Raw genomic sequence first — 23,386 nt, 5'->3', positions numbered from 1 at the left:
GTTCACCCGAGCGGCCGTCGCCGCCTAGCCTGAAGGGCACCCATCGGGCCAGGGAGGAGGGTGATGGCTGCTCGGGACCGGCCGGCGAGCGGGATGCGGGGTCTGGCCCCGGTCCCGTCGTACGTGGTGATGCAGCCGACCACCCTGTGCAACCTCGACTGCGCGTACTGCTACCTCCCGCACCGCTCGGCCGACCGGCGGATGCCGCTCGCGGTGGCCGAGGCGGTCGCCGCGTCGGTCAACCCGTGGGCGGCGGCCGGCCGGTTCTCCGTGGTGTGGCACGGCGGGGAGCCGCTGGCGGCGGGCCGGGAGCACCTGGCCGCGCTGCTCGCCCCGTTCGGCCCGCAGGTCGAGCACCACGTGCAGACCAACGCGACCCTGCTCGACGACGACTGGTGCCGGTTCCTCGCCGAGCGCCGGGTGCGGGTCAGCGTCAGCGTGGACGGCCCGCGCGGGCGCAACGGCGACCGGGTGACCCGGGCGGGCCGCCCGGCGTACGACCGGATCGTGCGCGGGATCGACGCGCTGCGCCGGCACGGCCTGCCATTCTCGGCGCTGGCGGTGGTCGGTGACCCCGCCCCGGGCCGGGCCGCCGAGCTGTACGACTACTTCCTCGGGCTGGGCTGCGACGTGCTGGGCGTCAACATCGAGGAGACCGAGGGGGTCAACACCCGCAGCAACGCCCACGACGCGGCGACGGTGCGGGCGTTCTGGGCCGAGCTGGTGGCCGCGTGGCGGCGCGACCCGCGCATCCACCTGCGCGAGGTGGAGTGGTCGCTGCGGTACACGGCGGCGGTGCTCGACGGCACCGCCGACGGCCTGCTGCCCCGCCACCTCGACCCGATCCCCACGGTGGCCTACGACGGGTCGGTGATCGTGCTCAGCCCGGAGCTGGCGGGCTTCACCGACGCCCGGTACGGCGACTTCAGCAGCGGCAACGTGCTGACCGCGCCGTTGGCCGAGATCCTCGCCGGGGCACCGCGCACGACGCCGTGGGTGGGCGAGTTCCTGGCCGGCGTGGAGGCGTGCCGGGTGTCCTGCCCGTACTTCGGCTTCTGCGGGGGAGGGCACGCCGCCAACCGCTACTTCGAGCTGGGCCGGTTCGACGGCACGGAGACCGAGCACTGCCGCAACAGCAAGATCCGCCTACTGGAGGGAGTGTTGGACCATGCCCGAGATCACCGGACACCGGCAGTCTGAGCGCAGCGGGAGAGTCACCGGCGACCCGGTCGGCGACCGGGTGCGGGACACCGCCACCGGCCTGGCCGAGCTGCTGCAGGAGGCGGCGGACGCGCGTCGGCTCCGGTCGGAGGCGGCGGGGGGCGAGGGGGCCAGCGCCGTCTGCGCCTGGAACCACTTCGAGAACATCCCGACGTTCTACAACTGGAACAACCGCCCGCGCTGAGGGTACGCCTCCGAGATCAAGGACCTGCCGATCGGCCGGCTGGGTGCCCGGCGAGGCAGATCCTTGATCATCGGTTGGCAGCCGGCTCCGGGACGTACGCACACGCGAGCACGCGGACTACCGCGTGCTCGGTTGTTCCCGGAGGTCAACGGGTTGGACGGGCCCAGGTATCCGGGTCGTCGTCCGTGTGGTCCTCGTCGTCGTCGTCGACATACTCTTTGTAGTCGTCGTCGAAGTCGTTGTTCGACTTACCAGCACCCGCCAGTTCGCGCTGCAAGGCGGTGAGGTCGGTGTTCGGGGTGTTGTACTTCAACTCCCGGGCCACCTTCGTCTGCTTGGCCTTAGCACGGCCGCGCCCCATGGCTCGACCCCCTCGCACAGAATTCGGGGCAGCCCAAAGGCGGTCCCCGATGACGTCAGGCATCTCTCGTGGGTCTTACGGTACATGGGGATGCCGGCCTTCGACACCTCGGGTTACCGCAGGCCGCCTCTGCGCGTCGCAGTCGCCCCGCACGTGGGCGATTCCGCCGCCGTAAGGGGCGTGCGCCGAGCCGCCCGTGACGCGGGCCGGACCGGCCGGCGGAGACCGGCCCCGTCGGCGTCGGTGTCGGTTGTCCGCCTTAGCCGCCGGATGTCCCGTCCGAGGCGATATCGCCCCCGGGCGGGGCGCATCAGCGCAGGTGGATGCTGCGCAGCCGGCCGATCTCGGTCATCCGGCGCTCGGCGAGCCGATCGGCGGCCACCGCCGGGGGGACGCCCTCCTCGTCGGCCAACCCCAGGATCTGCCGGGTGGTGTCGTAGATCCGGGTGGCCCGCAGCTTGGCCCGGTCGAAGTTGAAGCCCTCGATCTCGTCGGCGACCTGGATCACGCCGCCCGCGTTGACCACGTAGTCGGGGGCGTAGAGGATGCCCCGGTCGGCGAGGAGCTTGTCGATCCCCGGGTGGGCGAGCTGGTTGTTGGCCCCACCGGCGACCACCTTCGCCCGCAGCGCCGGCACCGTGTCGTCGTCGAGGGCACCGCCCAGCGCGCACGGGGCGTACACGTCGATGTCGGCGGCGACCAGCGTGGCCGTGTCGTCGACCAGCTCGACCTGCGGGTGGTGGGCGCGGGCCCACTCCCGCGCCCGCGGGTCGACGTCGGTCGCCACCACCTCGGCGCGGTCGTCGAGCAGGTGCCGGGTCAGGTGCTTGCCGACCTTGCCCAGCCCGGCGATCCCGACCCGCCGGCCGCGCAGCGTCGGCGCGCCCCAGACGTGCTCGGCGGCGGCGCGCATGCCCTGGAAGACGCCCCAGGCGGTGAGGACCGAGGAGTCCCCGGCGCCGCCGTGCTCGACGCTGCGGCCGGTGACGTAGCGCGTCTCGCGGGCGATCACGTCCATGTCGGCGACGGTGGTGCCGACGTCGCAGGCGGTGTAGTAGCGCCCGTTGAGCGACTCGACGAACCGCCCGTACGCGCGCAGCAGCGCCTCGCTGCGCAGCCGCTGCGGGTCGCCCCAGATGACCGCCTTGCCGCCGCCCAGGTCCAACCCGGCCAGGGCGTTCTTGTACGCCATGCCGCGCGCCAGGTCGAGCACGTCGGCCAGCGCCGCCGCCTCGTCGGGGTACGGGTAGAACCGGGTGCCGCCGAGCGCGGGACCCAGCGCGGTGGAGTGGATCGCGATGATCGCGCGGAGGCCGCTCTGCGCGTCCTGGCAGAACACGACCTGTTCGTGACCCGCGGCCGATGGGCCGTCGGTGCTGGCGAATACGCCCATTGCTGGCTCCCGTGTCGGTGTGCGTCCGGTGGGACGCGGCCCCTGTGGCACCGGCGGGGTGTTGCCGGTGGGGTCGAGCCTAGTGTCGGCCGTTCCGTACTGTCGCCGACGTCACTTTCCGGTGCGGACGTTCGGTGCCTGAGCAGCGGCATCGGCCGGGCGATCGGGGGCGCTGCCCGCGTCCGGCTTCGATGCTCGTGGGAGGATCGCGCAGTGCCGTCGCTCTTTGCTTCGTACCTGCGGGTGTACGAGCCGCTGACCGCCTTCGACCGAGACCGTCAGTCCTACTGGCGGCGCTACGCCGCCGAGGGGCGTGCCGTGGCCCCCTCAGAGGGGCCGGGGCGGCAGCGCACGGCGGTCATCGAGGCGCTGGGCGCGGGCTGGACCAGGCTGCCCGACCTGCCCGAGGAGGCGTACGTCCTGGAGACCGAGGACACCCTGCTGGTCTGCCCGTGGAACCTGCGGATCCGGGTGGCCGAGGCGGCGTTGAGCGCCCGCGAGGGGGTGCCGGCGGTGCTGGCGGACGCGTTCGTCCCACCGATCCTGGCCGGCCAGGCCAAGGCGGTGGTGGAGGACTGGCGCAGCGGGGCGCGGGTGCTGGAGCACGGCGTCCCCCGGGTGCACGAGCAGATCGCCACCTGGGGCGTGCCGCTGCGCTGGTTCGTGCTGTTCGACGCCGAGGAGCGGGACCTGGTGGCCGAGGCGGAGCGGCGCTCGCTGCGCTACCGCACGGAGATCTCCAAGGCGCGTCGCCGGTCGTCGCGGGCGCTGTCGGTGTTGCGCAAGACCGTCGGCGAGGCGCCGATCACGGAGGCGGTGGAGGAGGCCGCCCGGTGGCTGGAGGAGTTCCACCCCCGTTCGATGGTGGAGCTGGACTACGGCGGTCTGGTCCAGTTGCTCTCCGCCGAGACGCTCGCCTCGGACGACTCCCCGGCGCTCGTCGCGGCCGGGCTGGCCGGGCTCGCCAAGGGCGAGGCGGAGGAGGCTTCGACGGCGTACGACACGCTGGTGGCCCGCTGGCGGGCGATCCAGCTGCTGGAGCGTTCCAACTAGGCGTGACCTGGTGGAAGTTCCACCTCGGCGGGCCGGGGGGAGCGCTCCCAGTCGGAAGGCGGGTCGTAGTTGGAGCATCACGACCAGTGAATATGAGTCCGAATAAGATGGGTTCTGACGCGTATTAGTCGTATATATCGGGCATGGTTCATCCGTCCGTCTAGGGACCTTCGGCCGTTCGGCCCATGTCGGACATCGGGGACTAGCCGGACCATGGGAGGCGCGTCGGCCGGCGGGACCCCGGCCGATGTCTATACCTGTGGAGGAGTGACCGATATGGCATCGCGAACGCACGAACCGGAGCCGCTGCTCACACCGGCCGAGGTGGCGTCGATGTTCCGTGTCGACCCGAAGACGGTGACCCGGTGGGCGAAGGCTGGCAAGCTCAGCGCCATCCGGACCCTGGGGGGGCACCGCCGATACCGTGAGTCGGAGGTTCGCGCCCTGTTGCAGGGGCAGATCCCCCAGCAGCGCCAGGGGGACTGAGCAACCCCCGCTACCACCAACAGTTCTCCGCCAGGGGCGGCAGGCCGACGGCCTGCCGCCCCTGGCGCGTCCGGCCTTAGCCCCGCCCCGACGACCCCAGCCACCGCAAACGCCCGTGGCGACCCAAGGTGATCAGGACGCCATGGACCCTACGACGCCCGTTCGACGTCCATGGCGTCCTGACCACCGGGAGCTGGGCCGGGCTCAGGCGGAGAACGTGATCCGGATGCCCGCCCGCGCCGCCTCGCCCCGCCGCAGCCGGCTGCCCAGCAGGCTCAGCCGGCCCAGCAGGCCGTACTTCTTCTTCAACAGCTCGCAGATGTGGCGGGTCTCCGCCGGGTCGCAGATCCGGGCGTGACCGGGGACCGCCTCGCCGTGCGGCCGGCCCCGCATGTCGCACGGGGCGACCGTCACCTCGCCGCTGCGCCGGATCCGCTTCACCTTGCCCGACTCGGCGGCGGTCCAGACTCCCAACGCGTCGCCGTCCCGGACGGCCCACACCGGGGTGGCCACCGCCCGCCCGTCCTTGCGAAACGTCGTCACGAGAACGTACTTCTCCGCGCCGAGGCGGTCCAGGGTGGTCACGCCCTCAAGAATACGACCGCGCGGGCCGACGCCGCCGGGGCTAGCGTGGAGCCCGTGACCGGGCAACCAAAGATCGGCGACGTCTTCGGCGAGCTGCTGCGCGACGCGCTCGCCGTGCAGACCGGCATCGGCCCCCGCCCGCTGGCCGGCGGCCGGCTGCCCCGACCCGTCATCGAGATCATCGAGCGCGACGACGGCCTGATCAACGGCGCCCCCGCCGCCCACTACCTCGCCGGCCCGGAGCAGTGGGAGCCGTACGACCACCGGGCGGTGGAGCGGGTGCGCGGCGAGACGCTCGACATCGGCGTCGGCGGCGGGCGGATCGCGCTGCTGCTCCAGGAGCGCGGGGTGGCGGTGACCGGGCTGGACACCTCGCTCGGGGCGCTGCGGGTGTGCCGCCGACGCGGGGTCGGTGACCTGGTGCACGGCACGGTCGAGCAGCACGTCGCCGACGGCCGGCGGTACGACACCTTTCTACTGCTCGGCAACAACCTGGGGCTGATCGAGGGCCGGGACCGGGCCCCGGCGTTCCTCGCCGCGCTCGCCGCGCTCGCCCGGCCCGGCGCGCAGGTCATCGCGCACGGCACCGACCCGTACGGCACCACCGACCCGGTGCAGACCGGCTACCACGAGCGCAACCGGCGGCGCGGCCGGTTCGGCGGCCAGCTCCGGCTGCGGCTGCGCTACCGGGAACTGGGCACCGAGTGGTTCGACTACCTGTTCTGCTCGGTGGCGGAGCTGGCCGAGCTGGTCCGGGGGACCCCGTGGCGGCTGACCGACGTGGACGACCGGGACGCCCCGTACTACCTGGCGACCCTGACCCTGGCCGACTAGACCGACCCCGCGCCACGCCGGCTCTCCCGCCGCCCGCCGCCCGCTCCTGCGCGCCCGGTGGCCGGGACGCGGCCGGCCGGCCCCCGGGCGCCAGCAGGGCCCCTGTGCTGCCGCCGGTGGCGACCACAGGGGCCCTTACTGCTGCCTCAGACCTGGACGGTCGGGGTGTGCTGCTCGGGCGGGAGGCCGCCGTCGCCGTCGACCACCTCGTCCGGGGTGCCGTCCTCGTCGAGGTCGACCATGGTGATGTCCACCTTGCCGTCGCCGGTGGTGTCGAACTGGAACAGGTCGGCCCGGCCGTCGCCGTCGGTGTCGACCACCCAGACGTCGGCCTTGCCGTCGTTGTTGGTGTCCGCGCGGAGCAGATCGACCCGCTCCTCGCCGCGGGTCTCCACGGTGGCCGCGTTCTCCACACTCTCCGGTGCCTGGCTCATGTCCGGTCCTTCCCTCGGTTGACGCCGTCTGTACCCGATCCGCCGCTCCCCCACGCCTGCCGACGTGATCGATGCTGCATAGGGTCGCAGCCAAGGGCCAGCGAAGCGGGCGGCCCGGCGCGGCGGGGACCCCGCGCGCCGCCGCCCGCGGCGAGGAGAAGTGATGAGTCGTTTTGTCGTCGTCGGGGCGGGCACGATGGGCCTCGGCATCGCCTACGTGGCGGCCGGCGCGGGATACCGCGTCGAGCTCGTCGAGGTCGACCCCGACCGGGCGGCCGCCGCCGGGGCGCGGCTGGGCGAGCTGTGGGAACGGGCGGTGGGGCGGGGCAGGCTCACCGCCCACGAGGCGAGCGCGAACCGGGAGCGGGTGCGGCTGCTCGCCTCCCTCGCCGAGGCCGCGCCCGAGCCCGACGTGGTGGTGGAGGCCGTGCCGGAGCGGCTCGACCTCAAGCGTGCGGTGCTGCGGGAGGCCGCCGCGCTGCGCCCCGCGCTGCTGGGCAGCAACACCTCCAGCATCGCCATCGGTGAGCTGGCCGCCGGGCTGGACCGGCCCGAACGCTTCGTCGGGCTGCACTTCTTCAACCCGGTCTGGGCCATGGCGCTGCTGGAGGTGGTGGTCGGCCCGGCCACCGCGCCGGAGACCACCGCGGCGGCCGTCGCGCTCGCCGGCCGGCTGGGCAAGGACCCCGTCGTCGTACGCGACCTGCCCGGCTTCGCCACCTCCCGGCTCGGGGTGACCCTGGGCCTGGAGGCCATCCGGATGGTCGCCGACGGGGTGGCCGAACCCGCCGACATCGACAAGGCCATGGTGCTGGGCTACCGGCACCCGGTGGGCCCTTTGGAGCTGACCGACCTGGTCGGGCTGGACGTCCGGCTGGACATCGCCCGCACCCTGCAAGCCGCGTACGGGGACCGCTTCGCGCCGCCGCCGCTGCTGGAGGAGATGGTCGCGCAGGGGCGCCTGGGCAAGAAGTCCGGGCAGGGCTTCTACCGCTGGGAAGCAGGCGAGAAGCGGTGAGCGGGCTGCGCATCGAGGAACGCCCCGACCGGCTGGTGGTGACGCTGGACCGGCCGGAGAAGCGCAACGCCATCGACGCCGACCTGATCGGCGAGCTGCACGCCGTCTGCGCCGAGCTGGAGGCGCGGCCCCGGCTGCTGCTGCTCACCGGCGGCACCGAGGGGATCTTCGCCGGTGGGGCCGACATCGGCCAGCTCCGCGAGCGGGGCCGGCTCGACGCGCTCGCCGCGATCAACAGCGCCGCCTTCGCCCGGCTCCGGGCGCTGCCGATGCCCACCGTGGCTGCCGTGGACGGCCCGGCGTTGGGCGGCGGCGCCGAGCTGGCGTACGCGTGCGACCTGCGGGTCTGCACGGCCCGCGCGGTCTTCGGCCAGCCGGAGGTGCGGCTGGGCATCCTGGCCGGCGCCGGCGCGACCCACCGGCTCCCGGCGCTGATCGGCGAGGCCCGCGCCAAGGAGCTGCTCTTCACCGGCCGCCGGGTCGACGCGGAGGAGGCGCTGCGGATCGGCCTGGTGAACCGGGTCGTCGCCGAGCCGGCGGAGCTGCTGCCCACCGCGCACGGGCTGCTCGACGAGATGGCCAGGGGGTCGGCCCTGGCGCTGCGGCTGACCAAGCTGGCCGTGGACGCGCCGCCGGCCGCCCACCCGCAACTCGACCTGGTCAGCCAGGCGGTGCTCTTCGAGGACGAGGAGAAGCGGCGGCGGATGACCGAGTTCCTGGAACGCCGCCGGCCCCGCTGACGCCGGCCCGGTGCCCGACGCCCCGCCCCTCGTCTTCTCAGGGGCGGGGCGTCGGGTGGGGGCTCAGTGCTGGATCTGCACCCCGGCGTCGGCGAGCGCCCGGATCACCTGGGCGGACTCGGCGAAGCCGATGATCAGCACGGCTTCCGCGCCGAAGTCCTTGACCTCCCGGGCGCCGGTGCGGAAGTCCAGCGGCGGGGCGCCCGGGTCCGCCGGCGGGTCGTAGGTCAGCAGCTTCACCCGGTCGCTGCCGACCCCGGCCCGGTCCAGCTCGGCGCGGACCGTCTCCTGCAGACCCTCGCCGTAGGAGTCCTTCCGGGCGACCAGCACGATCCGGTGCGGGCCGTCGCGCAGGATCACGTCGGCCAGCGCCCGACCCTGCAGGCTGTCCGGCGGGGCGGTACGGAAGTAGAGCCCCCGGTCGTCCATCGAGGTCAGCCCGGCGTCGGTGTTGGACGGCGAGAAGAGCACCCGGCCGGCGGCCACCACGTCCGGCAGCACGGCGCGGGAGATGCCCGAGCCGCCGGCACCGATGATGACGGGTACGCCGTCCTTGACGTGCTCGGCGACGGTGGCCTTGGCGACGGCCGGGTTGGTGCCGTCGTCGCCGTCGCGCCAGCGGACCGGCTCGCCGAGCACCCCGCCCACGGCGTTGATCTCCTTGATCGCCAGCGCGACCCCGGCGGCCAGCGGCGGGTACGCCAGCGCCAGGTCGCCCGTGCGGGGCAGCAGCCCACCGAGCACCAGCGGGGCACCGGCCGTCCCGCCGCGCTTCGCGCGCGGCCGGGGCGGGTTCCTGGTGCTGGCCGCCGACTCGTCACCCGCGCCGACGAACTCGGTCTTGCCGTCGTCGAGCTTCTGCGGCCCGAAGGTCAGGGTGGCGTAGCTGGCCGTGGCCGGCTCCCCGGCGTCGGTGAACCCGGCCCGGTTGAGGGAGATACCCCGGTACTCGATGTCCCGGCCCTCGCGGGCCAACTTCAGGCAGTCCGCCACCTTCTCGCAGCGCTGGCCGTTGTTGGTGACGCCGACGATCTGCTTGGCGATCTCCGCCGGCTCGGTGCTGCCGGCCAACTGCGTGGCCAGGGCGCTGATCACCACCGCGTCGTACGACTCGGCGGAGTAGAGGTAGTCGCCCAGCTTCGGGTCGACGACCCGGAGCCGGTTCTTGAAGGAGTCCGGCAGCGGCGTGGACGGGACCGTGCCCTTCATGCCGTCGACGAGGTCGGCGCGTTCCTTCAACTCGGCGATGTAGGCGTTGGTCATGTTGCCGTCGGAGCCGTAGAGGCGGACCCGGGGGGTGGTGGTCGCCTCCTCGGACTTGTCGGGGCCGCAGCCGGCACCGGCGAGGAGCAGCGCCCCGCAGGCCACCAGGGCGGCGGCGCGCGAGCCGGGTGATACGAGCATGGGTCGTCCTTCCTCCGACGAAGGTCCGCTGCGCACCTTAGCGTGCCGAGCTGGGCTGCGGGGCCGTGGACGCCGGTCAATCGCCTGCTCGGCCCGTCCGGGTGCCGGTGCTGATCGGGCGGCTGCTGTCAGGTGGTCACGGGTTGACCACCCGTCGTACAGTTCGCCGCGTGACGGACGTACCGCAACAGACAGTCGACGACGCGACCTCCGTGCTCCACTGGGCCCTCGACGGCGACGGCGAGGCGGTGGTGGGCGCCTTCGACAAAGTCGTCGACCGCTCCGGCCTCGCCGGCGCGTACGGCGTGGCCTGGTGTCTGGCGGCCACGATGGTCGGGGACGTCTCCGCCGCCACCGGCGCGGCGCTGGACTTCCCCGGCATCGACGAGGCCGGCTACGACACCCGGTGGGTGGCCCGCTTCGTCAGCGCGTACGCCAACGCCGACGCCGACACCGGGGAGGCGCTCTTCGGTGCGGCGGTCGCCGACGGCCTGCTCCCCGACTGCCTGCTCACCCTGGCCGGCTCGACGGTGGCCACCCTGCGCAGCCGGGCCGGCTGACGCCCCGGCGGCCCGTCCGGGCCCGAAGCTCGCGCGGGTGGCGCCGGGGCGCGCTCGACTCAGAACGCGTGGTACGCGGTCAGCGGCTCGTACTCGTAGCGCAGGTTGGAGAAGCGGACCCGGAACCGTGCCCCGTCCCGGACGTTGGTGGCCACCGTGATCCATCCCGACTTCGCCGGCAGGTAGGTCCAGTAGTTGCAGGCGTTGGTCTTGTCGACGAACACCACGCAGGCCTGGGTGCCGAAGCTGCTGGCGTTGCGGACGTTGATGTCCCCGCAGCGGCTGCTGGCCCGGTAGGTGCCGGCCTCACCGCCCCAACCCCCGGTCTGGAAGTACGAGCGGACGGCGCCGCCGTAGCAGGTGGCGTCGGTGCCGAAGAGGTTGACGCCGATCTCCTGCGCGGCGGGGGCGGCCTGCTGCGGGGCGGGGGCGGCCTGGGCGGGCACGGCGAGGGCGAGCACCGACACCGCCGTGGCCGTGGTGGTGGACAGCAGGCGGACGACCGGGGACGACATGGGGTGCCTCCAACTGTTGACGTGACCGTCCGCGTGGGGACGGCTGACCGACCGCGACGATGATACGGGTCGATTCCGCCCGGCGTCGGCCCGTAGCCCGCCCCCCGCCGCCCGCCGGGCGTCGGCCCGAGCGCCGTCGGCGGGGTGTGGTAGCTCTGGTGACATGTCGGAGGCCATGCTCGCCAAGGTGCGCAAACTGCTGGCGCAGGCGGAGGACCCCGCCTGCACGCCCCAGGAGTCGGCGGCCTTCACCGCCAAGGCCACCGAGCTGATCGCCCGCTACGGCGTGGACCGGGCGCTGCTGGCGGCCCGCGACCCGGCCACCGACCCGGTCGGCGACCGGGTGGTCGAGGTCGTCGCCCCGTACGCCCGGGACAAGGCCGGCCTGCTCGCGGCCGTCGCCGACCCGATGCGGTGCCGCTGCGTGCGCCGCCGGCAGGGCAGCGGCTTCGCGATGCACCTCTTCGGCTTCGCCAGCGACCTGGAACGCGTCGACCTGCTCTTCACCTCCCTGCTGGTGCAGGCGGCGCACGGGCTGGCCGGCGCGGCCGTCCCGGCGCACGACCACCCGGCCGCGTTCCGGCGGTCCTGGCTGGCCGGCTTCGCCCAGGTGGTCGGCGCCCGGCTGGCGCAGGCGGAGGCCGGCGCGGTCGCCGAGGCCGCCGGGGCGGGCGCGCCCTCGGTCGCGCTGGTGCTGGTGGACCGCTCGGACCGGGTCCAGCGCCGGGTCGCCGAGGTGTACCCACGGCTTCGCTCGGCCGCGCCCCGGCGGCTCGCCGGCTCCGGCTTCGGCTCGGGTGCCGCGGCGGGCCGCCGCGCCGACCTGGGCACCCGTGGTTTGCATCCCGCCGCCGGGCAGCCCCGACCACTCGACCGCTGATGGTCGGGCCCCGCGCGTCGTCTGCGGCACATCGGTGCGCTTCGGCATTGTCGCACTGCACAATACGACGACGCGTGTCCATGGGTCGTACTGAATTGTCGCGTCGAGTGTCTGGTGGAGAGGCGATATGGAATTTGCGTTGCCGGACGGCCGGGTTCTGAGCTGGGCGGAGTACGGCGATCCGGCCGGGCCGCCGGTGGTGTTCCTGCACGGCACGCCGGGCTCTCGGCTCAGCCGCCCGGACAACGCGGCGTTGGCGGGCGTCCGCCTGATCACCGTGGACCGGCCCGGGTACGGTCGGTCCACGCCTGTCCGACGGCCGACGCTCCTCGGCGTCGCTGACGACGTCGGTTCGCTGATGAGTTTTCTGCGGCTCGAGCGCTTCGGTCTGGTCGGGTTCTCCGGTGGTGCGCCGTACGCCGTGGCCTGTGGGGCCCGGTTCCCGCATCGACTGACCGGGGTGGTCGCCGCAGGCTTCACCGGCCCGTATCGAGAACTGGGCACGGTGCGTGGCTGGCAGCGGTTTCAGGCGGGCGCCCTGCGGACCGTTCCGGGGCTCGGGCGCCGCTACGTGACCCGCGCCGCCGCATGGTTCGCCGAGGATCCGCTCAAGCAGCACCGGCAACTGTTGGCCGCCGGCCAGGACCCCTGGATGCGGCCCTACGAGGAGGCGAACCGCGAAGGTGCCCGCCAAGGGGCGGCCGGGCTGGCCGGCGACTGGCTCGCCACCGACCTCCGCCCATGGGGGTTCCGCCTGCGTGACGTGCCCTGCCGCGTCCTCATCTGGGCCGGTCGACACGACCCCGGCCGAGCCGTTCCCGACGCACCGCTGATCGCTGCACGGCTGCCCAACGCCAAGATTCGCATCAGCGAGGACGCAGCCCACACACCATCGCCGGCCCACTGGCAAGCAATGCTGACGTGGGTGACGAGCGGCTGATAACCGGCGCTGCCCAGGTGGCCGCGGAACCGGGTAGAACAGTCGCGAGTACCCACCCGGCAGCAGGGGCTGTGCACGTGGTCGCGGTGTGGCGCTGCGTTCCCGGTCAGCGGTGTGGTCAGGGGCGGGTGACCGTGGTCAGGTAGCGCGAGAGCAGCTCGTGCCAGCCCGCCGTGAGCGCGTGCCGGTATCCCTCGGCGGCCGCGCCGTGCCGGTCGAAGTGCCGGTGCTCGACCTCGACCCGGGTCTGATCCGTGCCCTCGGGGACGAAGCTCACCTCCACCTCGCTGGCGCGGGCGGGATCGGGGACCGGCACCCGGTCCGGGCCGATCTGCCAGACGAACGTCAGGTGCCGGGGCGGTTCCCAGGTGAGCACCCGGCCCCAGTCGATGCGGAAGCCGTACGGGCCGATCTCGTAGAGCATGCCGTCGGTGCGGGGCTCGATGCCCAGCTCGGCCAGCGCCCTCGGCCCGGACCAGGTGTATTCCGGCACCCACCAGTCGGTGAGCGAGCCGGTGAAGACCGCGAAGGCCCGCTCGGCGGGGGTGGGAACGAGGAGACTGCTGCGGAGCGAATACCGCTCGACGTGCTGCCGGATTCCTGTCGGACCAGCCGTTTCCTGTCCCATAGGCCCGGACCATACCGGCTGATGCCTTGAAGTGCAGCTCCGTCCACGACCGCTTTACGGCCCACAACGCCCGAATACCGGACAGTAAGGGCCCCTCGGCCCGGTTCGTCGTGCTCGCTATGCCAGTCGGGCAAGAACACCGGAACCGAGCACGATCCCGGCGCCGATCAGCATGAGCACGACCGGCACGATCCAGTGTCCGCGCCGTTGGCCACCGTCAGTCCCATGACGGACACCACGCCGGAGGCCACCGTCGGAGCGGCCGGCTCCTCGTCGCCCCGGCTGCGGATCGTTCCCACCAGTCCCCACGCCCCGAGGCCGAACGGGACCAGGCTTAGCAAACCCAACCATCGGTCGGGGATGAGGGGCAGTCCGAGGGCAGCCAGGGCGGAGGCGGTCACCAGGGTTGCGACGCCGGCGTACTGGCCGGCCCAGATCTGCCACGGCTGCGGCCGGCCCGCCGCTCGAGCGGGCCACGGATTGTCGGCCGAAACGCACGAACCGCTCCTCACCCAAATCAAGGGTTGGGAGCGGCACGTGAAGTAGTTAGCAGTCAACAAGATGACGCACAGCTTCCTGCGCCTTCTTGTAATCCTCTCTCCTACTGGGCGGCAGCCCTTCGTCTATTGCGACTTGGAGAGCATTCGCGACGTCCTCAACCAAGGAGTGAAGAATCTCGCCATGCTTGGTTCCTGCCGGAATGCTCCACTCGCGCTCAAAAGTGAGTCGGTTGAAGTCGGCCACGCCAAAAGCTGCATAGCGCCGCCTGGGCGACTGATAGACAATCCCGTCCAGAAGGCCAGGACCCTCATCGCCCCCAAGGGAATCTTCGTCGCCGTCTGATAGAGGAACGTACAGCCAGAGAGATATATCGCCGGTATAGCCAAGCACGCGCCAGAATAGATGGGCTTGCCCGCCCGTTCTAAACACGCCCAGTGTAGGTACACCGTTGTACCGGTCGAAGATCTCGACCTTCTCAACCGAAGTGACCGGCGCCCATGCCAGGTTGCCCAACATTGGGAGAACGGACTTACTCACGAGTATCACCTCCCGTGCAGTCAGTGAAGCACTTGTCGAAGCTCTCCGCCATACCGTCATCCCACTCGGCAGGTCCGTGTGGTCCAGACGGTGGGAACACTGAGACATGAAGGGGATTGCCTCGGGTGGGTGAGTGGATGACCTCGAAGCCGGCCTGACGCAGCGCGCCAGCGCTGGTGTACCGAGCCTTAGCCCAAGGTGGCGCAGCCTTGGTGACCAGGAGTGCGACTGCCATCTTGGTCTGCCGACCGATGATCAAAGACATCTCCGTCTCACCTCTGCTTACCCGCAGCCGGTTGCGAAAATCCTCGCCATCCTCTCCGTACTGAGTCAGCTCTACGTCGTCCCGTAGTTCCTGGACCTCGGCTGCGCTGCCTTTACCGGGCACTCGGGTCCACCTTCAGTAACTTCATCGATCAGGGGTTGCATGAAGTTACCAACGGCACACCAAAGGTAGTGTCAGAAATCTGACAGTCAGCGTGTCTGGATGCCTCGATCATCGTTGACAAGATCAAGTGCTAGCCTAACCCCCATTTCGGCTATAACAAGGCAATCCGGGCAAGGGTGGTGCGCGTCAGAGTTGTGCCCGCTATGCTCTGCGCCGCATCGCCCGGTGCCCCGCGCCGAAATCGACCACCTTCGCACCGTCGTTGTGAGTCGGGTCGGCTTGTTTGCTTGTGGCAGGGGTGCGCTGAGGGATCGGTGCGATTGACCTCAGAAGGGCCGAATAAATCGCAAGCTCGTCTGCTCCTTGGGCATAGGGGCGAGAGCCGTAGCGACGCGACAATAGGGTCCATAGCAGCTTAGGTGATCCTTGTCCCACCGAAACTGGTTCCTGTCGCCGCCATCCCTTTGCGGGCAAATGCGCGAATAGGGAGTTCTTCCGCGTGTCGCCAATGCCTTCCACAGCATGGCCACGCATGATTAGGGCCTGGATGGAGGCGCCCCGAGTCGCCTTCAGTCGTGCGTAATCGTCAGTGACAACCTGTCCGACGTGCTGGACTGTGCGCGGTCGAGGGGCGCCAGCAGGGCGGTGGCGAAAATGTTGCTCTCATCCTCGGGTTGGCTTTGGGTTGTTCTTGACCGGAACGTGTGCAGAACCAATTGCCCGAGTTCGTGAGCAAGGGTGAAGCGGTCGCGGTCACCCTGGTGGCCTGGGAAAGCCGATCAGTGTAGAGGCTCCGAGGTCACCCTAGTAGGAGACTCCGAAGTGCCCGACAGCTGCCTGCTCGTCTCCATCGAGGTCTGGGAGGACCATGCGAACCTCGCTCACTCTGATCGGATCGGCCCCAGGGCAGCGTCGCGTACCGCAGCAGCGCGGGAGTGCCAGAGCTACCACTAGGCGACAAGTGGGCGAGCGGCATGCAGTGGGCGTGCAACAAGCGGTGTTGATCCGGGGTCAAGGGCGGTCAACCCTGGGCCAGCGGCGATCGAAGTGGCCTGACGGAAACAGCAAGATCCCCACCTGCGTCTCCGCTGGTGGGGATCTCTGTAGCCCGGCGAAAGGCTATGTGGCCAGGGGCGGGGTCGAACCGCCGACCTTCCGATTTTCAGTCGGACGCTCGTACCAACTGAGCTACCTGGCCGTGCCGCTCGGGTCATGGTACCCAAGAGGCGGGGTGACCGCCGGTAGGGGACCTGCTCCGATACGCAGAACGCCGCGCATCGTACGCGCGGCGTCAGCGCTGCGGTCCTGACGGGACTTGAACCCGCGACCTCCGCCTTGACAGGGCGGCGAGCACTCCAACTGCTCCACAGGACCTAGCTGGTGTTACTGGTGTTGCTCCGGCTTGCGCCGGTCGTGCCCCCAACGGGATTCGAACCCGTGCTACCGCCTTGAAAGGGCGGCGTCCTGGGCCGCTAGACGATGAGGGCGGCCCCGCCATCATTGCACACTCGCAACTTCTGCGGACTTGCTCCCATCCGGCCCCGCCGGAGGCTTCAAAAGCATACGTGACGGCCGGCCCGCCGAACAAATCGGTATGGCAGTGAGCGGGCCGGCCGGTAAAGCCGCAGGTCAGGGGCGGTCTAGGTGAGCCGGACGAGGCCGTAGTGCCGCTTCAGGGCACCGATCAGGTGGGCGCAGGCGGCGATCGTGGCGGCCCGGTTCCCGCCGCCGTCGTGCAGCAGCACGACCGCGCCGGGCCGAACCGCGCCGTTCACCCGGCGCTTGATCGTCGTGCTGGTCGGTTTGTCCCAGTCCTGCGGATCGACGCGCCAGTGCAGCGACTGCATGCCGAGTTGTTTGCTCACCGCCACGACCCGCGCGCTCCACCGCCCGCCCGGCTGCCGGTAGAACGGCACCTTGGCGCCCGGCGCGGCCGCCTGGATGGCCCGGTTGGTCCGGGTCAGGTCCGCCCGGATCTCGGCGGTCGACCGCCGGGCGAGGTCCATGTCGTGCCGCCAGCTGTGGTTGCAGAGCTGGTGTCCCTCCCGCACGATGCGCGCCACCAGCTCCGGGTACTCCCGAGCCCGGGTGCCGACCACGCAGAAGGTGGCCTTCGCCTTGGCCCGGCGCAGCTGGTCGAGGATCTTCGGCGTCCAGACCGGGTCGGGCCCGTCGTCGAAGGTCAGCGCCACCGCCCGGACGCCGGTGCTGCGGCGCAGCCCCTCCGGGAGCTTGTGGGGCAGCGGCCGTAGCGGTGCCGGGGTGATCTTGGTGGGCTTCGGCGCGACGCTCGGTTTGGGGGGTGGGGGACTCGGCTTCGGTGACGGCGGTGCCGAGGCATGCGGGGAGGGGGCGGCGGCCTTCGACGGGCCGTCGCTCTTGCGTTCCCCGCAGGCACCGAGGAACAGGATCAGGGTCATGCCGAACGCCAGGACGGCGCGTGCACTCATCGTCGCTCCGTGAGGCCGGGTACGTGGGCCACCCGACGCTAGTGGAAGCGACGCACTGATCGCACACCGGTCAGTCTATTGTCGACTGTTGCAGAGAGTGACGTACCGCCAGGATGAGCGAGACCGCCTCGGTCAGGTCGAGCGGGCGGACCACGCCCGCGGGCAGCGAGTCGGCCAGCCAGCCGGGGCCGGCGCCCAGCACGAGCAACGGCCGGCGCGGGCTGGCCAGCAGGGCGGTGAGCTGCCCCGGGTCGGCAGTCGCCCGGGTGTGCGACCAGACCACCACGGCAGCCGGGCCGGTGCGGTTGACCGCCTCCACCAGCGCCGCCACCGGCACCCGGGCACCGAGCATCCGGTACGCCACGCCGGCCTCGGCCAGCGCTGCGGCCAACGCCTCCAGGGGAAGGGTGTGCTGCTCCTCGTCGGCGCAGGAGAGCAGGATCCGGGCCGGTCCGTCGGGCGCGTGGGCCCGCGCGGTGGCGGCGAACGCCTCCGACACGCACCGTGACATGAGGTGTTCCACCTCGACCAGAGCGGCCGTGGCGGCGTGCCGCTCGCCGATGCCCACGAGCACCGGCCGCAACAGCCCGTCCCAGGTGGCCACGACGCCCTCGGCGGCCAGGGCGCGGGCGATGGTCGTACCGATGGCCACCGAGTCCAGCCGCATCGCGGCCCGCGCCAGCCCGCGCGCCGCCGGGCCGGCGCGGCCGACCGCGATGGTCTGACCGCCGCCGTCGCGGGCGGCGACCGGACGGGCCGTGTCTAGCACGCCGACGGGCGGCCGGCCGGGCGTCGTCGGGGCGGGCGACTGCCGGGCCCAGCGGGCCGCCTCGGCCGGCGTCACCCCCTCGGCGGTCAGCCGACGCATGATCTCCAGGCGGGCCAGGTCGGCCGGGGTGTACCGCCGGTGGTGGCCCGGGACGTGCTGGCTGGGGCCGAGCCCGTAGCGCTGGTGCCAGGTGCGCAGCGTGGTGACCGCGACGCCCAGTCGGCGCGCCACGGCCCCCGCGCTCAGCGCCTCATCGGCCACCCGACCGCTCCGACGCGTCGTCCGCCGGGGAGCCGGCCGGGGCCGCGCTGGGGCCGGGAGCGTCCGCCGTCGGCCCGGACGGGTGCAGCAGGCGGTTCACCACCCCACCCAGCCAGGGCGCGTACGCGCGGGGGTCGGCGTCCAGGTCGGCCGCCACGGCGACCGGGTCGGCCCAGCGCAGCTCGGCCACCTCGTCCGGAGCGGGGTGCAGGGGGGTGTCGGGCGGGACGTCCGCGCGCAGCACGTGGTCGTACTCGTACTCGACCCGGCCCGTGGAGGGGTCCTCGGCGTAGTAGACGTACACCCCGACCTCGGTGAGGTCGACGGGCCCGGCGCCCAGCTCCTCGCCGAGGCGTCGGTTGGCGGCCTCGACCAGCGACTCGCCCGGCGCGGGGTGGCCGCAGCACGAGTTGGCCCAGCGCAGCGGGAAGCGGGTCTTGCAGGCGGCCCGGCGTTGCAGCAGCACCCGGCCGTCCGGGTCGACCAGCAGCACCGAGAAGGCGCGGTGCAGCCGGCCCGGCGGCTGGTGGGCGGCAGCGACCGTGATCTCGCCGTGCGCCCGCCCGTCGTCGTCGACCAGCTCGACCAGGTGGTCCTCCCGGGCACTCATCGGAACTCGCCTTCGTTCGCGACTGCGGGACTCCGCTTCGCTGCGTTCCTCGCGCTCACTGGTCACCCCCCGTGACGCGGGCGGCGGCCAGCTTGCCGGAGATCAGGACCATCGGCACGCCGACGCCCGGCTGGGTGCCGGAGCCGACGAAGACCACGTTGTCCAGGCCGCGGTGCAGGTTCGAGGGGCGGAACGGGCCGGTCTGGAAGAGGCTGTGCGCCGCCGCGAACGGGGTGCCGGCCGCCATGCCCTGCTCGGCCCACTCCGCGGGGGTGACCGAGCGTAGGACCTCGATGCCGTCGCCGAACCCGACGTACCCGCGCTCGGTCAGCGTGTCGATCAGCTGGTCGGTGTAGCGGCGGGTCAGGTCGCCGCGCCAGTCGAAGGGGGCCCGTTCGAGGTTGGGCACCGGGGCGAGCACGTAGTAGGTGTGCCGGCCGGCCGGGGCCACCGACGGGTCGGTGCGGCTGGGGTTGGTGACCAGCAGTGACGGGTCGGTCATCAGCTCCCCCCGCCGGATCACCTCGTCGAACGTGCCCTTCCAGGACCGTCCGAAGTGGATGTTGTGGTGGGCGATCTTCCCATAGCCCTGCCGCGAGCCGACGTGCAGCACCACGCAGGACGGGGAGTAGGTGAGCCGGCGCTGCCGGGTCGGTGGGAGCAGGTCGCGGTAGGCGACCGGGAGGTCGGGATTGAGCACCACCACGTCGGCCGGGACGAACTCGCCGTCGGCGGTGACCACGCCGGTGGCCCGGCCGTTGGCGGTCTCGACGCGGGTCACGGTGGTGCCGTAGCGGATCTGCACGCCGTGCTTCTCCGCCGCGCCGGCCATCCCCCGGGAGACCGCGTGGATGCCGCCGCGCGGGAAGTAGACCCCGGCCACCGAGTCGAGGTACGCGATGACCGCGTAGATCGCCAGGGCGTCGTGCGGCGCGAGCCCGGCGTACATGGCCTGGAAGGAGAAGATCCGCTGGGTGCGCGGGTCCCGGAAGAACTGGTTGATCTTCGTCTGGAGCCGGCGGAACGCGCCGCCCGCCAGCAGCCGCAGCAGGTTGCCGGTGAGCAGGTCGGTGGGCGCGTCGAGGTTGCGCTCGATGAAGTCGGTGCGCTCCAGCCGCCACAGCTCGCGGGCGTACTCGACGAAGCGCAGGTAGCCGTCGGCCTCCCGGGGGCCGCAGACCGAGGCGATCTCGGCGGCCATCCGGGTGGTGTCGGTGAGCACGTCCAGCGTCGAGCCGTCCGGGTAGTACGCCCGGTACGCCGGGTCCAGCGGCATCAGCTCCACCCAGTCGGCCAGCTCCTCGCCCACCGCGCCGAGCGCCTCGGCGATCAGGTCGGGCATGGTGAGCACGGTCGGGCCGGTGTCGAACTCGTACCCGTCGACGCCGAGCCGCCCGGCCCGGCCGCCGGGCACCGCCTCCCGTTCGAGCACCGTCACCTGCCGGCCGCTGCCGGCCAGGTGCAGCGCGCAGGCCAGCCCGCCGAGCCCGGCACCGACGACCAGCACCCGGTCGGTACGTCCCGTCACGGTTCGCACTCCGACCACCTCCTTCGAAACGTCGCTCATCATGCCCGTCGGTCGGTGGCGGCGGTGGCGAGGCCCGTCAGTGCGGTGCGCGCGGTCTCGTCAACCGGCGCGGTGTCGAGCGCCGCGAGCCCCTCGGCGACCCGCTCGGCGATCATCGCCTCGACGCGGGCGACCGCGCCGGTGTCGGCGACCAGCTCGGCCAGCCGGGCCACCTCCCGGGCGTCGGTGACCGTGCCGGCCCGCTCCAGGGCCCGCCGCTGCGCCCCGGTGGCGAGCTGCCGGGCCAGCATCAGCAGCGCGGTCGGCTTGCCGGTGCGCAGGTCGTCGCCGGCCGGCTTGCCGGTGGTCGCCGGGTCGCCGTAGACGCCGAGCAGATCGTCGCGGAGCTGGAACGCCTCGCCGACGGCCAACCCGTAGCGGGTGTACGCGGCGGCCAGCGGCGCCTCGGCGTCGGCGCCGGCCAGGCACGCGCCGAAGAGCAGCGGTCGCGCGACGGTGTAGCTGGCGGTCTTGTACCGGGCGACCCGCAGGGCCCGGCCCACCGACCAGTTCGCCGCGTCGTGCTCACCCAGCACGTCGAGGTACTGCCCGGCGATCGTCTCGATCCGCATCCGGTCGTAGCAGCGCCGCACGTCGAGCAGCCGGGTCGCCGGCACGGCGGCCTGGGCCATCAGCCGGTCTGCCCAGACCATGCAGAGGTCGCCGACGAGCACGGCCACCGCCTCGCCGAACCGGTCGGGGTCGCCGGTGTGACCGGCGGCGACGTGCCGGGCGGCGGCGGCCCGGTGCGCGGTCGGCCGGCCGCGCCGGGTGTCGGAGGCGTCCATCACGTCGTCGTGCACCAGCGCGAACGTGTGCAGCAGCTCCAGGGCCGCCAGGGCCGGCAGCACGCGCGGCAGCGGCTCGTCGCCGCCGACGCCCCGCCACCCCCAGTACGCGAAGGTCGGGCGGACCCGTTTGCCGCCGGCGAGCACGCAGTCGCGCGCCGTCGCGGCGAAGCCGCCCATCGCCGGATCGATCTCGGCCAGCGTGGCGACCTCGGCGGACAGGAAGGCCGAGAGGGTGTCGTCGATCCCGCCGAGCAGGTCCCGGGTGAAGGCGGCCAGCACGCCGCGGACCGGATCGTCGGTCGCTCCCGGCTGCGCCGGTGCGACGCGGAGTGCATTACCCGCCGCTGCGTCGTTGGCCATGTGGGCGAGCGTACCCTAGGGTTACGAGTTGCGTCGATTGATGCGTCGATTTGAGGAGGGGCCCGGTGGACGTCGACCTCACCGCTGCCTACGAACGCTGCCGTGAGCTGCACAAACACCACGGCCGCACCTACTATCTCGCCACCCGGCTGCTCCCCGCTTGGAAACGGCGACACGTGCACGCCCTGTACGGATTCACCCGGTACGCCGACGAGATCGTCGACCGCACCGAGGACCTGCCGCCCGCCGAGCGGGCCGCCCGGCTCGACGACTGGTCGTCCCGCTTCCTGGCCGGGCTGCACGGTGCGTCGGTCGACGACCCGCTGCTGCCCGCGGTGCTGCACACCATCGCCGTCTTCGACCTCGACCGGGCGGACTTTGCGTCGTTTCTGCGCAGCATGGCGATGGACCTGACCGTCACCGCCTACCCCACCTACGAGGACCTGCTCGACTACATGGAGGGCTCGGCGGCCGTCATCGGCACCATGATGCTGCCCATCCTCGGCAGCTCCGACCCGGCCGCCGCCCGGGAGCCGGCCCGCCAACTCGGCCTCGCCTTCCAGCTCACCAACTTCATCCGGGACGTGGCCGAGGACCTGGCGCGCGGCCGGACGTACCTGCCCGACGAGGACCTGGCCAAGTTCGACGTCACCCGTCAGGACCTGCTCGCCGCCGCCGCGCGCCGCCGCTCCACCCCGAAGATCCGCGAGCTGATCGAGTACGAGGTCAGCCGCGCCCAGGCCCACTACGCCGCCGCCGCGCCGGGCGTCACCCTGCTCAGGCCCGCCTCGCAGGCCTGCATGCGGACCGCGTACGCCCTCTACGGCGGCATCCTCGACGAGGTGGCCGCCCAGGGCTACGACGTCTTCGTCCGGCGGGCCCAGGTGCCCCAGCGGCGGCGGATGGCGGTGGCGGGCCGGGCCCTGCTCACCCGGGCGGGCGTCCCGGTCGTCGTCCCCGGCCCGAAGGGGAGGCGCCCTCGCTGATCTCGCGCCCGGCGTCGGACTCGTCACCGCCGCCCGGTTTGGGGCCGCTCCTGCCGGGAAGTCGTACGGCGTGCGGGAACTCATGACGAAACTCGAACAGGCGTCGGGGCTGGACCGGGTCGGCGACCGGTTGCAACGCGCCGTGCTCTCCACCATCCGCCCGCGACGGGTCCGTGACCTGCTGCACGGCGTCTTCCTCGGGCACCCGTTGCACCCGGCGATGGTGCAGGTGCCGGTCGGGGCCTGGATCAGCGCCGCCGTGCTGGACCTGATGCCCGGCCAGCGCCGGGCGGCCACCACGCTGGTCGGGGTCGGCACCGTCGCCGCCCTCCCGGCGGCCGTCGCCGGGCTCAACGACTGGGCCGCCCTGTCCCGGGACCAGCGCCGCGTCGGCCTGGTGCACGCCGCCTCGAACACGGTGGGCCTGGCGCTCTACGCGGGCTCGCTGGCGGCCCGGTTGCGCGGGCGGCACGGGACCGGGCGCGCGCTGGCGTACCTGGGGCTGACCGCGGCGAGCGCGGGGGCGTACCTCGGCGGGCACCTGGCCTACAAGCAGGGCGCGCAGGTCAACCAGAGCATCTCCGAGCTGCACCGGATCAGCGACGGCTGGCACCCGCTGGCGGACCTGGCCACGCTGCCGCAGCGGAAGCTGATCACCCGGGAGGTCGACGACGACGTCTCGGTGATCCTCTACCGGCACGGCGACGAGGTCACCGTGATGCTGGAGCGCTGCCCGCACCAGAGCGGCCCGCTCAGCGAGGGCGAGGTCAGCGAGATCGACGGGCACGCCTGCGTGGTCTGTCCGTGGCACGGCAGCGCGTTCCGGCTCAACGGCGGCGAGGTCGTGCAGGGCCCGTCCGCGAACGATCAGCAGATCCTGCCGACCCGGATCGTCGACGGGGTGTTGCAGACCCGGCTGCCCTGAGCCGG

General features: G+C 72.4%; 26 protein-coding genes, 3 tRNA genes and 1 pseudogene. 12 read left to right on the top strand and 18 right to left on the bottom strand.

Annotated features, from left to right (window positions below; genetic code table 11):
- The first annotated feature begins 93 nt into the window (after nucleotides 1-93).
- A complete protein-coding gene (gene amcB / locus ACLQ2V_RS23370) occupies nucleotides 94-1,200 on the top strand; it encodes a cyclophane-forming radical SAM peptide maturase AmcB (RefSeq protein WP_425720808.1) in 1,107 nt (368 codons plus the stop codon).
- On the top strand, nucleotides 1,169-1,405 hold the full coding sequence (amcA, locus tag ACLQ2V_RS23365; RefSeq protein WP_425720697.1) for a multiple cyclophane-containing RiPP AmcA: 237 nt from the start codon (nucleotides 1,169-1,171) through the stop codon (nucleotides 1,403-1,405). Before amcB ends, amcA begins: the two co-directional genes overlap by 32 nt.
- Nucleotides 1,406-1,550: 145 nt before the next feature.
- On the opposite strand, the gene ACLQ2V_RS23360 is transcribed toward amcA, so the two are convergent.
- Nucleotides 1,551-1,766: a DUF3073 domain-containing protein gene (locus ACLQ2V_RS23360; protein WP_425720696.1), complete on the bottom strand. Its 216-nt coding sequence runs from the start codon at nucleotides 1,764-1,766 to the stop codon at nucleotides 1,551-1,553.
- Between the two features lie 310 nt (nucleotides 1,767-2,076).
- On the bottom strand, nucleotides 2,077-3,159 hold the full coding sequence (locus ACLQ2V_RS23355) for a Glu/Leu/Phe/Val family dehydrogenase (RefSeq protein WP_425720695.1): 1,083 nt from the start codon (nucleotides 3,157-3,159) through the stop codon (nucleotides 2,077-2,079).
- Between the two features lie 213 nt (nucleotides 3,160-3,372).
- Between ACLQ2V_RS23355 and ACLQ2V_RS23350 the strand changes: the two genes are divergently transcribed.
- Nucleotides 3,373-4,212, top strand: a complete 840-nt coding sequence (locus ACLQ2V_RS23350; protein ID WP_425720694.1) for a hypothetical protein — start codon at nucleotides 3,373-3,375, stop codon at nucleotides 4,210-4,212.
- A gap of 276 nt (nucleotides 4,213-4,488) precedes the next feature.
- Nucleotides 4,489-4,698 (top strand): BldC family transcriptional regulator, encoded by a 210-nt coding sequence (locus tag ACLQ2V_RS23345; RefSeq protein ID WP_007073996.1) that lies wholly within the window; start codon nucleotides 4,489-4,491, stop codon nucleotides 4,696-4,698.
- A 204-nt stretch (nucleotides 4,699-4,902) separates the two neighbouring features.
- On the opposite strand, the gene ACLQ2V_RS23340 is transcribed toward ACLQ2V_RS23345, so the two are convergent.
- Nucleotides 4,903-5,283: a PPOX class F420-dependent oxidoreductase gene (locus tag ACLQ2V_RS23340; RefSeq protein ID WP_425720693.1), complete on the bottom strand. Its 381-nt coding sequence runs from the start codon at nucleotides 5,281-5,283 to the stop codon at nucleotides 4,903-4,905.
- Between the two features lie 54 nt (nucleotides 5,284-5,337).
- On the opposite strand from ACLQ2V_RS23340, the gene ACLQ2V_RS23335 reads away from it, so the two are divergent.
- Nucleotides 5,338-6,117 (top strand): class I SAM-dependent methyltransferase, encoded by a 780-nt coding sequence (locus ACLQ2V_RS23335; RefSeq protein ID WP_425720692.1) that lies wholly within the window; start codon nucleotides 5,338-5,340, stop codon nucleotides 6,115-6,117.
- A 146-nt stretch (nucleotides 6,118-6,263) separates the two neighbouring features.
- Here the strand turns inward: ACLQ2V_RS23335 and ACLQ2V_RS23330 are convergent, their stop codons facing one another.
- On the bottom strand, nucleotides 6,264-6,551 hold the full coding sequence (locus tag ACLQ2V_RS23330; RefSeq protein WP_425720691.1) for a hypothetical protein: 288 nt from the start codon (nucleotides 6,549-6,551) through the stop codon (nucleotides 6,264-6,266).
- A gap of 160 nt (nucleotides 6,552-6,711) precedes the next feature.
- Here ACLQ2V_RS23330 and ACLQ2V_RS23325 point away from each other — a divergent pair, with 160 nt between their 5' ends.
- A complete protein-coding gene (locus tag ACLQ2V_RS23325; protein ID WP_425720690.1) occupies nucleotides 6,712-7,569 on the top strand; it encodes a 3-hydroxyacyl-CoA dehydrogenase family protein in 858 nt (285 codons plus the stop codon).
- Complete coding sequence (locus ACLQ2V_RS23320; protein ID WP_425720689.1) at nucleotides 7,566-8,309, top strand: enoyl-CoA hydratase/isomerase family protein; 744 nt, start codon at nucleotides 7,566-7,568, stop codon at nucleotides 8,307-8,309. The genes ACLQ2V_RS23325 and ACLQ2V_RS23320 overlap by 4 nt, the downstream gene beginning before the upstream one ends.
- A gap of 63 nt (nucleotides 8,310-8,372) precedes the next feature.
- Here the strand turns inward: ACLQ2V_RS23320 and ACLQ2V_RS23315 are convergent, their stop codons facing one another.
- Entirely contained in the window at nucleotides 8,373-9,713 is a 1,341-nt protein-coding gene (locus ACLQ2V_RS23315) for an ABC transporter substrate-binding protein (RefSeq protein ID WP_425720688.1), read from the bottom strand.
- 170 nt (nucleotides 9,714-9,883) lie between these two features.
- On the opposite strand from ACLQ2V_RS23315, the gene ACLQ2V_RS23310 reads away from it, so the two are divergent.
- The gene (locus ACLQ2V_RS23310; RefSeq protein ID WP_425720687.1) at nucleotides 9,884-10,273 is read left to right on the top strand and encodes a hypothetical protein; all 390 of its coding nucleotides are present in this window, start codon (nucleotides 9,884-9,886) and stop codon (nucleotides 10,271-10,273) included.
- Nucleotides 10,274-10,332: 59 nt separating this feature from the next.
- On the opposite strand, the gene ACLQ2V_RS23305 is transcribed toward ACLQ2V_RS23310, so the two are convergent.
- Nucleotides 10,333-10,788: a hypothetical protein gene (locus ACLQ2V_RS23305; RefSeq protein ID WP_425720686.1), complete on the bottom strand. Its 456-nt coding sequence runs from the start codon at nucleotides 10,786-10,788 to the stop codon at nucleotides 10,333-10,335.
- 163 nt (nucleotides 10,789-10,951) lie between these two features.
- Here ACLQ2V_RS23305 and ACLQ2V_RS23300 point away from each other — a divergent pair, with 163 nt between their 5' ends.
- Together ACLQ2V_RS23300 and ACLQ2V_RS23295 are read left to right on the top strand one after the other, a co-directional pair.
- Entirely contained in the window at nucleotides 10,952-11,668 is a 717-nt protein-coding gene (locus ACLQ2V_RS23300) for a DUF2786 domain-containing protein (RefSeq protein ID WP_425720685.1), read from the top strand.
- 127 nt (nucleotides 11,669-11,795) lie between these two features.
- The gene (locus ACLQ2V_RS23295; protein WP_425720684.1) at nucleotides 11,796-12,608 is read left to right on the top strand and encodes an alpha/beta fold hydrolase; all 813 of its coding nucleotides are present in this window, start codon (nucleotides 11,796-11,798) and stop codon (nucleotides 12,606-12,608) included.
- A 118-nt stretch (nucleotides 12,609-12,726) separates the two neighbouring features.
- On the opposite strand, the gene ACLQ2V_RS23290 is transcribed toward ACLQ2V_RS23295, so the two are convergent.
- The 12 genes and pseudogenes from ACLQ2V_RS23290 to ACLQ2V_RS23235 form a co-directional block, all read right to left on the bottom strand.
- The gene (locus ACLQ2V_RS23290; protein WP_425720683.1) at nucleotides 12,727-13,236 is read right to left on the bottom strand and encodes an SRPBCC family protein; all 510 of its coding nucleotides are present in this window, start codon (nucleotides 13,234-13,236) and stop codon (nucleotides 12,727-12,729) included.
- A 167-nt stretch (nucleotides 13,237-13,403) separates the two neighbouring features.
- Nucleotides 13,404-13,748 carry a cadmium resistance transporter gene (locus tag ACLQ2V_RS23285; RefSeq protein ID WP_425720682.1) on the bottom strand — a complete coding sequence of 115 codons (345 nt, stop codon included), beginning with the start codon at nucleotides 13,746-13,748 and terminating at the stop codon, nucleotides 13,404-13,406.
- 34 nt (nucleotides 13,749-13,782) lie between these two features.
- Nucleotides 13,783-14,253 (bottom strand): hypothetical protein, encoded by a 471-nt coding sequence (locus ACLQ2V_RS23280; protein ID WP_425720681.1) that lies wholly within the window; start codon nucleotides 14,251-14,253, stop codon nucleotides 13,783-13,785.
- A 978-nt stretch (nucleotides 14,254-15,231) separates the two neighbouring features.
- Nucleotides 15,232-15,405 (bottom strand): annotated as a pseudogene (locus ACLQ2V_RS23275) (ImmA/IrrE family metallo-endopeptidase); the annotation flags it as partial.
- A gap of 381 nt (nucleotides 15,406-15,786) precedes the next feature.
- Nucleotides 15,787-15,860, bottom strand: a tRNA-Phe gene (locus tag ACLQ2V_RS23270).
- Nucleotides 15,861-15,962: 102 nt separating this feature from the next.
- Nucleotides 15,963-16,036 (bottom strand) — tRNA-Asp (locus ACLQ2V_RS23265).
- Nucleotides 16,037-16,076: 40 nt separating this feature from the next.
- Nucleotides 16,077-16,149, bottom strand: a tRNA-Glu gene (locus ACLQ2V_RS23260).
- A 153-nt stretch (nucleotides 16,150-16,302) separates the two neighbouring features.
- The gene (locus ACLQ2V_RS23255; protein ID WP_425720680.1) at nucleotides 16,303-17,112 is read right to left on the bottom strand and encodes a polysaccharide deacetylase family protein; all 810 of its coding nucleotides are present in this window, start codon (nucleotides 17,110-17,112) and stop codon (nucleotides 16,303-16,305) included.
- Nucleotides 17,113-17,182: 70 nt separating this feature from the next.
- A complete protein-coding gene (locus ACLQ2V_RS23250) occupies nucleotides 17,183-18,142 on the bottom strand; it encodes a MerR family transcriptional regulator (RefSeq protein WP_425720679.1) in 960 nt (319 codons plus the stop codon).
- Complete coding sequence (gene idi, locus ACLQ2V_RS23245) at nucleotides 18,132-18,752, bottom strand: isopentenyl-diphosphate Delta-isomerase (protein WP_425720678.1); 621 nt, start codon at nucleotides 18,750-18,752, stop codon at nucleotides 18,132-18,134. The genes ACLQ2V_RS23250 and idi overlap by 11 nt, the downstream gene beginning before the upstream one ends.
- A 55-nt stretch (nucleotides 18,753-18,807) precedes the next feature.
- Nucleotides 18,808-20,289 (bottom strand): phytoene desaturase family protein, encoded by a 1,482-nt coding sequence (gene crtI, locus ACLQ2V_RS23240; protein ID WP_425720677.1) that lies wholly within the window; start codon nucleotides 20,287-20,289, stop codon nucleotides 18,808-18,810.
- A 29-nt stretch (nucleotides 20,290-20,318) separates the two neighbouring features.
- Entirely contained in the window at nucleotides 20,319-21,470 is a 1,152-nt protein-coding gene (locus ACLQ2V_RS23235) for a polyprenyl synthetase family protein (RefSeq protein ID WP_425720676.1), read from the bottom strand.
- Between the two features lie 65 nt (nucleotides 21,471-21,535).
- Here ACLQ2V_RS23235 and ACLQ2V_RS23230 point away from each other — a divergent pair, with 65 nt between their 5' ends.
- Both ACLQ2V_RS23230 and ACLQ2V_RS23225 read left to right on the top strand, forming a co-directional pair.
- The gene (locus tag ACLQ2V_RS23230) at nucleotides 21,536-22,456 is read left to right on the top strand and encodes a phytoene/squalene synthase family protein (RefSeq protein WP_425720675.1); all 921 of its coding nucleotides are present in this window, start codon (nucleotides 21,536-21,538) and stop codon (nucleotides 22,454-22,456) included.
- An 82-nt stretch (nucleotides 22,457-22,538) separates the two neighbouring features.
- Nucleotides 22,539-23,381: a DUF2231 domain-containing protein gene (locus ACLQ2V_RS23225; RefSeq protein ID WP_425720674.1), complete on the top strand. Its 843-nt coding sequence runs from the start codon at nucleotides 22,539-22,541 to the stop codon at nucleotides 23,379-23,381.
- Nucleotides 23,382-23,386 lie beyond the last annotated feature (5 nt).

This window comes from Micromonospora sp. DT233 (assembly GCF_049841815.1).
GTDB lineage: Bacteria > Actinomycetota > Actinomycetes > Mycobacteriales > Micromonosporaceae > Micromonospora.
Note: the sequence above shows the minus strand (reverse complement) of the source record. Positions and strands in the feature narration are given on the sequence as shown.